The sequence below is a fragment of the Apibacter sp. B3546 genome (genome assembly GCF_009827885.1).
Lineage (GTDB): Bacteria > Bacteroidota > Bacteroidia > Flavobacteriales > Weeksellaceae > Apibacter.
The window spans coordinates 47,935-61,151 of the sequence record NZ_WINW01000002.1; the positions used below are offsets into that span (position 1 = coordinate 47,935).

General features: G+C 30.9%; 10 protein-coding genes. 8 read left to right on the forward strand and 2 right to left on the reverse strand.

What is annotated here, in order from left to right; genetic code table 11:
- Positions 1-46 precede the first annotated feature (46 nt).
- Positions 47-2,470, forward strand: a complete 2,424-nt coding sequence (gene priA / locus GFU93_RS00385) for a primosomal protein N' (RefSeq protein WP_185150441.1) — start codon at positions 47-49, stop codon at positions 2,468-2,470.
- Between the two features lie 111 nt (positions 2,471-2,581).
- Here the strand turns inward: priA and pdxH are convergent, their stop codons facing one another.
- Complete coding sequence (gene pdxH / locus GFU93_RS00390; protein ID WP_160566036.1) at positions 2,582-3,226, reverse strand: pyridoxamine 5'-phosphate oxidase; 645 nt, start codon at positions 3,224-3,226, stop codon at positions 2,582-2,584.
- 50 nt (positions 3,227-3,276) lie between these two features.
- Between pdxH and GFU93_RS00395 the strand changes: the two genes are divergently transcribed.
- Together GFU93_RS00395 and GFU93_RS00400 are read left to right on the forward strand one after the other, a co-directional pair.
- Entirely contained in the window at positions 3,277-3,819 is a 543-nt protein-coding gene (locus GFU93_RS00395; RefSeq protein WP_160566039.1) for a YqgE/AlgH family protein, read from the forward strand.
- A gap of 194 nt (positions 3,820-4,013) precedes the next feature.
- Positions 4,014-4,427 carry a hypothetical protein gene (locus tag GFU93_RS00400; protein ID WP_160566042.1) on the forward strand — a complete coding sequence of 138 codons (414 nt, stop codon included), beginning with the start codon at positions 4,014-4,016 and terminating at the stop codon, positions 4,425-4,427.
- An 85-nt stretch (positions 4,428-4,512) separates the two neighbouring features.
- On the opposite strand, the gene GFU93_RS00405 is transcribed toward GFU93_RS00400, so the two are convergent.
- Positions 4,513-5,598 (reverse strand): M42 family metallopeptidase, encoded by a 1,086-nt coding sequence (locus GFU93_RS00405; protein WP_160566045.1) that lies wholly within the window; start codon positions 5,596-5,598, stop codon positions 4,513-4,515.
- 60 nt (positions 5,599-5,658) lie between these two features.
- Here GFU93_RS00405 and GFU93_RS00410 point away from each other — a divergent pair, with 60 nt between their 5' ends.
- The 5 genes from GFU93_RS00410 (at position 5,659) to GFU93_RS00430 (ending at position 13,216) form a co-directional block, all read left to right on the forward strand.
- Positions 5,659-6,312, forward strand: coding sequence for a DUF4294 domain-containing protein (locus GFU93_RS00410; protein WP_160566048.1), 654 nt, complete (start codon positions 5,659-5,661; stop codon positions 6,310-6,312).
- Between the two features lie 105 nt (positions 6,313-6,417).
- The gene (gene ccsB / locus GFU93_RS00415) at positions 6,418-9,657 is read left to right on the forward strand and encodes a c-type cytochrome biogenesis protein CcsB (protein ID WP_185150442.1); all 3,240 of its coding nucleotides are present in this window, start codon (positions 6,418-6,420) and stop codon (positions 9,655-9,657) included.
- A 583-nt stretch (positions 9,658-10,240) separates the two neighbouring features.
- Positions 10,241-10,885, forward strand: a complete 645-nt coding sequence (locus GFU93_RS00420; protein WP_160566051.1) for a DUF4290 domain-containing protein — start codon at positions 10,241-10,243, stop codon at positions 10,883-10,885.
- Positions 10,882-12,195, forward strand: coding sequence for a UDP-N-acetylglucosamine 1-carboxyvinyltransferase (gene murA / locus GFU93_RS00425; protein WP_160567176.1), 1,314 nt, complete (start codon positions 10,882-10,884; stop codon positions 12,193-12,195). The genes GFU93_RS00420 and murA overlap by 4 nt, the downstream gene beginning before the upstream one ends.
- 16 nt (positions 12,196-12,211) lie before the next feature.
- The gene (locus tag GFU93_RS00430; RefSeq protein WP_160566053.1) at positions 12,212-13,216 is read left to right on the forward strand and encodes a glycosyltransferase family 2 protein; all 1,005 of its coding nucleotides are present in this window, start codon (positions 12,212-12,214) and stop codon (positions 13,214-13,216) included.
- Position 13,217: the final 1 nt, after the last annotated feature.

Here is a 13,217-nt window from a genome sequence, read left to right on the forward strand (position 1 = left end):
TGTAAATATTAAATACTGTATCTTTGTTATTTAAAAAATACATCAATTGGAGTTTGCAAACGTAATTATTCCACTTTCATTAGAGGGTGTTTTCACCTATCACATACCCATAGAATTACAAAACCACATTCAAATCGGGCAACGGGTGGTTGTTTCATTTGGAGAAAAAAAATTATATACGGCTATAGTGGAAAGTCTCCATAATAAGAAGCCGGAACTATATAAAACCAAAGAAATATATACTATCCTTGAAGATTACCCCTTAGCAACTCCAAAATTAATTGAATTTTGGAAATGGATTGCTGATTATTATATGTGCTCTTTAGGGGATGTATATAGAAATGCTTTTCCTTCAGCTTTAAAATTGGAAAGTGAAACATTTATCCGAAAAACTTCTCAAAATATAAATTGCGAAGAGTTGGACGAAAAGGAAACGTTCATTATGCAGAATCTCGAAATTAAAACTGCAATTAATTTAAAAGAAATAGAAGCTTTTTTAGCGAAAAAATACATAATTTCTACCATAAAATCTTTATATGATAAAAAATTAATTGAATTAGATGAGCAAATCATTGATAAATATAAACCCAAGAAACTAACTTATATCAAATTAAATCCTTTATTTGAAGATTCAGAACTATTTCAAAAAGCATTGGTCGATATTAATAGGGCGGAAAAACAAAGAGAAGCGTTACTATTATTTATTAAAATGCAACAACAGAGAGCAACATTCATACAAAAAAGAGAGCTGATTGAAATATCATCACCCTCTGTCGTTAAATCTCTGATTGAAAAAAAATATTTAGAAGAATTTCAACTCCAAAAAGATCGTATAGAAGAATATGATGATCATATCGAAGATTCTTATAAACTTTCTAACGTTCAAGATATAGCATTAAGAGAGATTGAAAAACAATTTCAAAAGTTTTCGACAGTTTTATTACATGGCGTAACTTCTTCCGGAAAAACCGAATTATATTTTCAATTGATTGAAAAACAAATTTCTAATTCTCGTAATTCCCTTTTTTTATTACCGGAAATATCCATTACAACGCAACTGGTAAGTAAAATAAAAAAACGTTTTGGCGATGAAGTAGGAGTTTATCATTCTAAACTCAATCAAAATGAACGAGTGGAAGTTTGGAAAAATACTTTAAAAAATAAGTATAAAGTAATTATCGGAGCTCGTTCGTCTATTTTTTTACCATTATCTAACATAGGATTAATTATTGTTGATGAAGAGCATGACAGCTCATATAAACAAACGGACACAAAACCCTTTTACCAAGCAAGAGATTGTGTACAAATCTTAGCGCAACAAAATAATTCAAAAGTTCTATTAGGATCTGCCACTCCCTCGATGGAAAGTTTTTATAATCATGAGCAGGGAAAATTTGGTTTAGTAGAGCTTAAGGAAAGGTTTGGCAATGTAAAACTTCCTGAAATAGAAATGGTTTCCTTATGTAAACCCACAGTAACCACCAATATATCGTATCGGTTACAAGAAGAAATCCATCAATGTTTAATTCAGAAAAAACAAGTTATTCTTTTTCATAACCGACGTGGATTTTCACCTATTTTGGAATGTAATGACTGCGGACATTCACCGTCGTGTCCTAATTGTGATGTTACCCTTACATATCATAAGGTAAGCTCAACCCTTCGTTGTCATTATTGCGGATATACTATGGCATTTCCCCAATCATGCCCAAGCTGCCATTCCCATGCTTTAGAAACGAAGGGAATCGGAACCCAGCAAATCGAAGAAGAGGTAAAACAGCTTTTCCCCGATGCTAACATTGCCCGTATGGATGTTGATACTATGAAACGCAAACATGCCTATGAAATATTATTTGAAAACATGGCTCTTAAAGAAATTGATATCCTTATCGGCACACAAATGGTAACCAAAGGACTTGATTTTGATGACGTTCAGTTGGTAGGAATCATACGTTCGGACTCTTTATTAAATTTACCCAATTTCAGAGCAGAAGAAAAAGCGTTGCAACTCTTGACTCAGGTAAGTGGTAGAGCCGGAAGACGAAAAGAAGGAAAAGTATTAATTCAAACTTTTGACCCGGAAAATCCGTTTTATTTATTTATTAAAGAGAATAACTATAATTTAGCAAAAGAAGGTATTTTAAGAGAACGTAAAGAATACTTATATCCTCCTTACTTTAGATTGATTGAATTGACTTTCAAGCATAAAAATAATGAAAAGGTTAAAAAAGCAGCTGTAATGGTAGGAGATTATCTGAAAAATTTTATTCATGAACCGTTCATTTTAGGACCGGAAGAAGGATTGATACCGAGGATAAATAATCAATTTATATATAAAATTCTTTTAAAAATACCATCTACAAAATCTACTAAAAATAGTAAAAAGTTTATAAAAGAAGCTATTTCAAAATTGCAAAACCTCTCGTCGTTTCGTTCGGTAAAAATTGATGTAGACGTTGATCCTTCTTAATCAATTTTTGATATACTATTTTTGAGTTACAATTAAATTATAGCTTAAAAATACAGCAAATAGCAAAGTGAATTTTAATTTGAGTAAAAGCAGGAATAGTTATAATTAGAATTATGGAGCATACCTTTGGATAATCCAATCCATATCTTGCAATGTATAAACAATCCGATCGTGTAGGCGATTAGGTCTGCCTTGCCAAAATTCAATTTGAAACGGTTTTACTAAATATCCTCCCCAATGTTCGGGTCTATTGATTTCATCCTTAGTTTTAGTAGAAAGTTCTAAATCTCTTAATTTATTTTCCAAATAATCTCGGTTAGGTATAACTTCACTTTGAGGAGATACAATTGCACCTAATTGACTACCCAAAGGACGGGAATGAAAATAACCGTCAGATAAATTGGGTGCCAATTTTTCTGCTATTCCATTAATGGTAACTTGTTTTTCAAGACTTTCCCAATAAAAATTTAAGCAGACATTCGGGTTTTTACTTATTGCTCTGCCTTTCCTGCTGTGATAATTAGTATAAAAAATAAATCCTTCCCAAGTATATTGTTTTAATAAAACCCTGCGGGTTCGGGGAATCAAATTATCTTCAACAGTTGAAAGAGCCATAGCATTGACTTCAGAAGCTTGATCACTTTGTTCAGCCAGTAAATACCATTCTCTGAATAGTTCCATCGGATTGTCTGTTATATCCGATTTGGTTAGCGAACCTAGTTTGTATATTTTTCTGCAATCAGATAAGTCTTCCATTAGTAAAAAATATGTAATTTTATGTCTCTAAGTTATAAAAGAAGATAAAAATGGATTACAAAGGTAAATTTTTAATTTCAAAACCTATCAGCTATGATTCTTTTTTTTCTAAAAGTGTAATTTTTATTACTGATTATGATATGTTAAAAGGAACTATAGGCTTCACTCTTACAAAAATATATCATCAAAAATTATCGGAGTTAGTTCCTGATATTGATATAGATATGGATGTTTATGTGGGAGGACCGGTCGATTCAGATCATCTTTTTGTTATCCATTCTCGACCTGATGTAATTGGAGGCAGTATTTCAATAAACGAAAAATACTATTGGTCCGGAGATTTTGAAGATATTAAAACAGCTTTAAAAGATAGTCTTATAAAACCGAATGAAATTCGTTTTTTTATCGGATATTCAGGTTGGAAGGCTAATCAATTAGAAAATGAAATTAAAAATGATGATTGGTTGGTAAGCGATAATAAAGAGTTAAATGTATTAAAATGGGAAGATCATTTATGGAAAAACCAACTGATAAAAGTAGATAAAAAGAATATAATTTGGATAAATTCTCCTAAAAATCCAAAATTAAATTAATATACTTTAATATAAATATTTTTTTATAAAACAATGATATGATATAATAATAAAAAATTATTTGTTTAATTTTTAATTTTTTTCCAACTAACCTTATAAAAATGAAAGTTATAATAAAATTATGAATTTTAACAATTTTTTTAATATTTTTGCAGATAAGTTAACATTATCTTATTTAGCTGACCAATATTATCATGAAAATTCACAATTTATTATTAATTTCAATATTGATAATTTTTGCCTGTTTTAATAGAATAAATTATTTCAATGGGCAAACTATTGGTAAGTCATATTCTAATCTTTACTTCAATAATTTACATCAAAATAAGAAATCAACAGATTTAAAAATTCATACTGAAAATTTTGTTTCAACCACCTCAAAAAAATTAGCAAGGAATTACGGAATTAAAGATATTTTTCTATGCTGTTTCCGCGATTTATATAATCAAAATATATTCAACACTTCATCTACTAATAAAGGCATTACAACCCGTGCTTTTAAAGTAAACCCATTCAAAACTCAAATGGTAACTAACTATAAATTATATATAATAGATGTCTTTGAATTATCAGAGACCTACTTTGTTTATTTTTCCAAAATATCATAAACTATTTAAAACCATTGATATCATACAATGGAAATAACAAAGAATGTAAAAGGAGCTATTTTTATAGCTCCTTTTTAAATTTATATTACAAATATTTAAAACTTTGATTATTTTTTATTGCTTTTAAAGCATTATAAATCATAAGAATAGTGTTTTCAACATCTTTTTTATGCACCATTTCAACCGTTGTGTGCATATAACGCAAAGGAAGAGAGATCAATGCAGATGGAATACCTCCGTTCGAATAAGCAAAAGCATCTGTATCGGTTCCGGTTACTCTACTGGAAGCTTGTCTCTGAAAAGGAATATTATTTTTTTCTGCACTATCAATTATTAATTCCCTTAAATTATTTTGTACGGCCGGCGCATAGGAAATTACCGGACCTTTACCACATTTTATTTCTCCGTGCTTCATCTTATTTATCATGGGAGTAGTAGTGTCATGAGTAACATCCGTAACTATAGCTACATCAGGTTTAATGGTTTGCGTGATCATTTCAGCTCCTCGCAATCCAACTTCCTCCTGAACAGCATTAGTGATATATAAACCATAATCGAGTGTATCTTTATTTTCCTTAATAAGCTTAGCTACTTCTGCAATCATAAATCCGCCGACACGGTTGTCTAGAGCTCTGCCGACAAAGTACGTATCATTTAATATAAAAAATTCATCCGGATATGTGATGATGCATCCCACGTGAATCCCTAATTCTTCAACTTCTTCTTTAGTGGAGGCACCACAATCAACCCATATAGTTTCTACTTTAGGCGGTTCTTCAACTCCGGTATAATTTCTGGTATGAATTGCCGGCCAACCGAATACACCGCTTACGATGCCTTTTTTAGTATGTATATGAACTTTTTTAGAAGGAGCAATCATATGATCGGATCCCCCATTGCGAATAACATAAATTAAGCCGTCATCAGTGATATAATTTACGAACCATGATATTTCATCTGCATGAGCTTCTATTACCACCTTATACTTTGATTCGGGATTAATAATTCCATAAGAAGTTCCGTAATTATCGGTTCGGACTTCGTCCACATAAGGAGTAATATAATCCATCCATAATTTTTGTCCTTTACTTTCGGCTCCGGTGGGTGAGGGAGTATTAATATATTTTTCTAAAAATTTCAACGAATTTTCATTTATAATTGAATTTTTCATATTAACCTGTTTTTTACAAATGTACTAAATTTGGGAATAGTTTTTGACGGGATAAAATTTATGAACTTAAGAATTTTTACTCTTTTATTTATCTTGATTTTCAACATCGTTCTATGTCAAAAAACAGATTCATTAGAAACTACTATTCATTTTAATTCTGATTCAGTAATGCGTAATGAATCATCCCAATACAGCATTACGGAAGACAGTGTATTAATTGACTTAAAAACAATACAAGTAGAAGGTATGCCTAAGTTTAACAACAACTTAGATAAGAATCAGTACAACTGGCTTAAAAAAAGAGTTTTTAGAGTATATCCCTATTTTCTTATTGCACTCAAACAATACAATAATTTACACGATTCCTTAAACTTGAATTTAAATAATGCTGCTTTTCGTAAATATTTAAAAAAAAGGCAAAAGCAACTGTCCGAAGAATATGAAGGTAAACTAAAAGGATTAACCAAAACAGAAGGCAGAATATTTTCCAAATTAATGTATCGTTACACCGGTAAAACCGTTTATGAAATTATTAAAGAATTAAGGAACGGTTGGTCGGCTTTTTGGTGGAATGCAAAAGCGGGAGCTTTCGATATTGATTTAAAAGAACCTTTTGATCCTTATCATATCCGTGATGATGCCTTTGTAGAATCGATACTTCAAAGAGCTTTTCAACGTGGTGAGTTAATTCCGCCCAATGAATCAAATGATTAAAAAATTAAAAAAATCATGTTTTAACTATTTATTTTATAAACATTTTGATGAAGAGGTAAGTTGATGTATTTTTGGGAGTTTATATAAAATAATATAAAAAAACCAATGAAGAAAATTCTTGACTTGTTGTTTTCTACTAAAACAACAGCGATTATGTTGGTCATTTATGCCCTCTCTATGGCATGGGCAACTTTTGTAGAAAATGATTACGGTACTTCAGTTGCCAAGGCATTAATATACAATTCGAAATGGTTTGAACTGATCATGCTCATTTTAATCTTAAATTTCATAGGAAATATTAAAAAATATAAGCTTTGGTCTTTAAAAAAATGGCCCATTTTAACTTTTCATTTATCTTTTATCTTTATTTTTTTAGGAGGTGCTATCACAAGATATATTAGCTATGAAGGACAAATGCATATTAGAGAAGGAGAGACAAATAATGAAATAATATCAGATGCAACCTACTTTAAAGTACAAATTTCAAATTTTCAAGGAGAAACCAGAGCATATAAGGATATTCCTTTCACTTTAACCTCAGAAAATATTCCTTTTTTACTTAAGCCGTTTCAAAAGAAATTTTCTGCCAATTACGATTTTTTAGGTCAAAAGGTAAAATTAGAATCTGTAAAATTTATTCCAAGAGCTCAAGATTCAGTAGAAATAGCACCTTCAGGTAAAAAAATATTAAAAGTAATCTATTCAGGATCAAAGGGAAGAGAAACTATTTATATTGAAGAAGGAAGTGCCCGACAAGTTCAAAATTCAACCCTAAGTTTCAATAATTATCTTCAAGGAGCCATAAATATTACCACAGAAAATGAAGAAATCTATATTTCTTCGCCCATGAAGGGAAGGCGTATGATTATGACAACACAGGAAGAACTTCCGGTTGAAGGAAGCGATAAAAAACAAAAATTACATTTTGCCAGTCTCTATCAATTTCCCAATGTAAGTTTTGTGATACCAATTACTCCTCAATCGGGAAAAATTATTTATTATGAAGGGGATAAAAATAAAAATTCAGAGGATCCCGATCTTATTTACATGAAAGCCTCAACCAATCAACAATCTAAAGAATTTTTATTTTATGGAAAAAAAGGGTTAACCGGGGTTCAAAAACAAGTAGCCCTAGATAATTTGCTCATTTCTATAGGTTATGGTTCTAAAATCTATACCACTTCTCCATTTTCATTAAAACTGAATAAATTTATTATGGAACATTATCCGGGAAGTAACAGTCCTTCTTCATATGAATCCGATATATCCATTTTAGATAATGGAAAAGAAACACCTTTTAAAATTTATATGAATCACATACTCAATTACAAAGGATACCGATTTTTTCAATCCAGTTTTGATTCAGATTTAAAAGGAACCGTCCTTTCCGTTAATCATGATTTCTGGGGGACAACTTTTACCTATATAGGCTATGCATTATTAATAGTGGGAATGTTTATGACTTTATTTTGGAAGGGAACAAGATTTTCTAAACTTAATGTTCAACTTAAAAAAATAGCTGCTCATAAAAAATCATATCTTTTATTATTTATTTTATTCAGTCAATATGCTTTTAGTCAAAATCCGGAGAAGAACGATCCGGACACCTTACCAAAACCTTCCGTCCATAAATCGGAAATTCATGAGCATACCCATAGTAAAAATACAACGTATTCAAAAGTAGTAGACGGGGAATCTTTTAGTAAAAGTATACACATTCCAAAATCACATTCAGATAAATTTGGGGCACTTTTGGTTCAATCATCCGAGGGACGAATTGAACCGGTGAATACATTGGCTTTAGAAATTTTACGAAAATTACATAAAAGCGAAAAATTTTATGAGTTGGACGCTAATCAATTTTTTATTTCCATATCTACTAATCCTATGCTTTGGGCAAATGTTCCTTTACTCAAAATAGGAACTAAGGGAGGGGACCAATTAAAAAAAATTACTAAAGCAAATACAGAAGGTTATACCTCCTTAATGAATTTATTTACTACCCAACCGGATGGATCTCCCGATTTTATTTTAGAAAATGATTTTAAAAAAGCTTTTAGAAAAAAGCCGGCAGAAAGATCAAATTATGATAAAGAAATAATTGAGTTAAATGATAAACTCCAAGTAATGCAAGGATTAATCAGCGGGTACTATTTAAAATTTATTCCGATACCCAACGATAAAAATCATACCTGGACTTCCTGGATTTTACCCGACATGAAAACTGATAGCATTGCTTTGAACTTGTTGGGAGGATATTTTAGAGCGATAGTTATCGCCGAAAATAATAATAATTGGAATCAAGCGGATGAAGCCCTGAAAAAAATATCCGATTATCAACTCAAATGGGGGAAAGAAATTATACCTTCTCAAGCTAAGATCAATTGGGAATTAAGATACAATAATTGGGATGTATTTTTTAAAATAATGATAGTATATGCCGTATTGGGATTTGTATTACTAATATTGGCATTTACCAAGCTATTTACTGAAAACTATAAGCTTTATTCTTGGTTGGAGTGGATTTTGTTAAGTCTAGTTGTACTAACTGTTCTTATACATGGAATGGGATTAGGGATTCGATGGTATGTTTCGGGACATGAACCCTGGTCTAACGGATACGAAGCGGTACTGTTCATAAGTTGGATAAGTGTATTGGCCGGTTTTCTCTTATATCGAAACAGAAATGGATTTATTCCTGCGGCGGGTTGTTTAGTTGCAGTTATCTTAATGGGATTTGCTCATGGAGGAGATCAGATGAATCCACAAATTACGCCCTTAGTTCCTGTATTGAAATCGTATTGGCTAATGATCCATGTTGCGGTAATTACATCCAGCTATGGTTTTTTTGGGTTGAGTGCCTTAATAGGAACGGTAGTTTTATTTTTGTTTATAATAAACCGTAAAGATATTTCTTATAAAGTTGAAAATTCAATTAAAGAATTAACTATTGTAAATGAACTATCATTGACGATTGGTATTTTTTTATTAACCATCGGAACATTTTTGGGCGGTATCTGGGCAAATGAAAGCTGGGGGCGGTACTGGAGTTGGGATCCTAAAGAAACTTGGGCATTTATCTCCGTAATAGTTTATGCGGTTGTCTTACATCTGCGATTAGTTCCTAATTGGAGGGGTAAATACCTATTTAATTTTTTATCTTTAGTAGCTTTTTCGACCATTATAATGACATATTTTGGTGTAAATTATTATCTATCGGGTTTACACTCTTACGCACAAGGAGATCCGGTTCCTATACCTTTATGGGTATATATTGTACTATTATTGGTTGCTATATTAGGATTAACTTCATATATAGCCCAAAAAAGAAAATTCAATTCCTAAAAAAGTTAAATAAATAAACAAAATATAAAATATAGTTATAAATATTCTAAAAAGATAAATTAATAGAGAATCAAGCTTGTTAAAATCAATTACATTCCTAGATAACCTTATTAATTGCATAAAAATAAAATTATTTACATCAATTAATTATTTATTAATGAAAAAAAAATAACTATATGATAAATAAATACTAATTACAAGGAAAATATCAAGAATTATGATTACATTTGCAACCTACAAATAGTAGATTTATAATTTACTAAAACTATTGTTCCTTTTAAAAAAAATTTCCGATGACATTATTTATAAGTCGCATAAATGTTTATGATTTAGTCAGGAGTTTACAGTTTACTATATAATAAAAACAAAAATATACTTTATAAGACTAAAGTATAAGCTAAATAAATAGAGACTCAGAAATTTTATGACAAAAATTTCTTTATGGCAATTTGTTTATGTTAATGTAAATTACACGGTTTATATATAAACCATTAGCTTACCTAATAGGTCGGAAAAAAGGAGTCTTTTCTACAGTAAATTTTACACAAAATAATATTTGTATTATTAATTTTAAAATTAAAATATGGAGTATAATACTCAAAGAAAAAAATTAATTATCCCGGAATATGGAAGACATGTTCAACAATTAGTTGATCATTGTATTACGATCGAGGACGATGATGAAAGAAATAAATTTGCCAAATCAATCATTGATGTTATGGGAGATTTAAATCCTCATTTAAGAGATGTGCCGGATTTTCAACATAAGCTATGGGATCAACTTTTTATAATGGCCAATTTTGATTTAAAAGTAGATTCACCTTACCCGATTCCTACCAAGGCAGAAATGAATACGGCTCCCAAAAAAATGGCTTATCCTTCCAATGAATCTAAATACAGATATTATGGAACGAATGTGAAAAAAATGATTGAAATAGCAAAGTCATGGGAAGAAGGTGATAAGAAAGAAGGATTGAAATATGTGATCGCTAATCAAATGAAAAAAAATTACCTGAAATGGAACAAAGATCAGGTAGAAGATGAAGTAATATTTAATCATTTAGAAGAATTATCTAACGGTTCCTTAAAATTGAGTTCAAAAGAAGCTTTAATGAATGTGCCGGTTCAGACTAATTCAAATACTTCTTATAAAAACAAGAATAGAAACAACAATAGTAACTATAGAAATCAAAAGAAAAATAATTTTTCTAAAAATAAAAATAAATAATGAATACTTTTCAGATTTGCGGTGGAAAGCCTCTTCATGGTGAATTCTTTCCGCAAGGTGCCAAAAACGAAGCTCTTCAAGTTATCTGTGCAACCCTTTTAACATCTAAATCAGTTAGGATAAAAAATATACCCGAAATTCAAGATGTTTTAATACTAATTGAAATATTAAAAACAGTGGGTGTAAAAGTTACCCGAAACGTTAAGGGAGATTATACCTTTTGTTCTGAAGAAATTGATTTTGAATTTTTGAAAAGTAAAGAATTTAGAAAAAACGGAGCTCAGCTAAGGGGTTCCATTATGCTATTAGGTCCTCTTTTAAGTCGATTCGGAGAAGCTTATATTCCCGTTCCCGGCGGTGACAAAATCGGTAGAAGAAGATTAGATACTCACTTTAAAGGCTTTATTGATTTAGGTGCTCAATTTGAGTATGACGAAGAAGAGAAGTTTTATTCCGTAAAAGCTAAAAAATTAAATGGTAATTATTTACTTTTAGAAGAAGCTTCCGTAACAGGTACTGCAAACATCATTATGGCTGCAGTTTTGGCAGAAGGAAAAACTCAAATATATAACGCAGCTTGTGAACCCTATATCCAGCAATTATGTAAGATGTTAATTAAAATGGGCGCAAAGATTGAAGGAATTGGCTCTAATTTTTTAACTATTTATGGCGTTTCCGAACTTAACGGTGCCGAACACACTGTACTTCCAGATATGATTGAGATTGGAAGCATCATTGGCTTGGCTGCCATGACTAAATCGGAAATTACCATTAAAGAGGTTAGCTGGGAAAATTTAGGTAATATACCGGATACCTTTAGAAGATTGGGTATTCAAATCGAAAAAAGAGGTGAAGACCTGTATATTCCTTCACAAGAACATTATAAAATTCAAAATTTTATAGACGGATCTATATTAACGATTTCCGATGCTCCTTGGCCGGGATTTACCCCCGATTTATTAAGTATTATTTTAGTAGTAGCCACACAAGCCAAAGGAAGCGTCTTAATACATCAAAAAATGTTTGAAAGCAGACTGTTTTTTGTTGATAAACTCATTGACATGGGGGCACAAATAATTCTTTGTGATCCGCACAGAGCAACAGTTATCGGATTAAATCATGAACTTCCTTTACGAGGAACAGTAATGACTTCTCCGGATATCAGAGCCGGCATATCTTTACTAATTGCCGCCATGTCTGCAAAAGGAACCAGCCGAATACATAATATTTATCAAATCGATAGAGGATATGAAAACATCGATGAGAGATTAAGGGCCTTGGGCGCCGATATTGTTCGGATGGATCTATAATCTATAAAACAAAACTATGCATGGAGATTTACATTTAAAAATTTCAATTATTATAGCAGTCTATAATAGAAAAGATGAACTACAGGAATTACTGTTTAGTTTAATTAATCAAAGGGATAAAAATTTTGAAATTGTTATTGTAGACGATGGATCTCAAGAAAAGTTAGAACCTATAGTCTCCACTTATGCAGAAGTATTGGATATTAAATATTATTACAAATCAAATTCCGGAGCAGGATTATCAAGAAATTACGGAGCGGAACACGCTTCAGGAAATTATTATATTTTCTTAGATTCAGATTGTATTGCTCCGGTTCATTATATAGAAAATGTTCGTAAAGAATTAAGATTTAATTATGTGGACGCTTTTGGAGGAGCTGATTCGGCCGATAAAAATTTTAATGATTTACAAAAAGCAATTTCATATTCCATGACTTCTTTAATAACCACGGGAGGAATTCGTGGCAATAAAAAAGCGATAAATAAATTCCAGCCTAGAAGTTTTAATATGGGTATATCCAAAGAAGCATTTAAAAGTGTTGGCGGATTTTCGGAATTGAGGGTAGGAGAAGACCCCGATTTAAGTCTTACTCTTTGGGAAAAAGGGTTTAAAACCCGATTTTTTCCTGAATGCAAGGTTTTTCATAAAAGAAGAACTTCCCTTAAGAAATTTGCTAATCAAGTATATCATTTTGGAATTGCCCGTCCCATATTGAACCAAAGACATCCTAACTTTTCAAAAATTACTTTTTGGTTTCCTTCTCTTTTTTTGATATTCACTGTTTTGTCCTTAGTTTTATCGATAGTTAATTATAGATGTATCTTTCCTTTGCTTTTTTATTGCTGTGCTATTTTCCTTGATTCAAGCTATAAAAACAGGAGCATCAAAATCGGTCTCATATCTTTACTTACAACATTTATTCAATTTTTTTCCTATGGATTTGGCTTTTTACAATCCTATATAAAATTAAATATCTTAAATAGGGAACCTAAAGAGGCATTTCCATCACACTTTTATTAGT

Bases quoted from the DNA above. Each gene is read 5' to 3' on its own strand.
- pdxH (WP_160566036.1), bottom strand. From the start codon at position 3,226: ATGGAAGACTTATCTGATTGCAGAAAAATATACAAACTAGGTTCGCTA.
- GFU93_RS00395 (WP_160566039.1), top strand. From the start codon at position 3,277: ATGGATTACAAAGGTAAATTTTTAATTTCAAAACCTATCAGCTATGAT.
- GFU93_RS00400 (WP_160566042.1), top strand. From the start codon at position 4,014: ATGAAAATTCACAATTTATTATTAATTTCAATATTGATAATTTTTGCC.
- GFU93_RS00405 (WP_160566045.1), bottom strand. From the start codon at position 5,598: ATGAAAAATTCAATTATAAATGAAAATTCGTTGAAATTTTTAGAAAAA.
- GFU93_RS00410 (WP_160566048.1), top strand. From the start codon at position 5,659: ATGAACTTAAGAATTTTTACTCTTTTATTTATCTTGATTTTCAACATC.
- ccsB (WP_185150442.1), top strand. From the start codon at position 6,418: ATGAAGAAAATTCTTGACTTGTTGTTTTCTACTAAAACAACAGCGATT.
- GFU93_RS00420 (WP_160566051.1), top strand. From the start codon at position 10,241: ATGGAGTATAATACTCAAAGAAAAAAATTAATTATCCCGGAATATGGA.
- GFU93_RS00430 (WP_160566053.1), top strand. From the start codon at position 12,212: ATGCATGGAGATTTACATTTAAAAATTTCAATTATTATAGCAGTCTAT.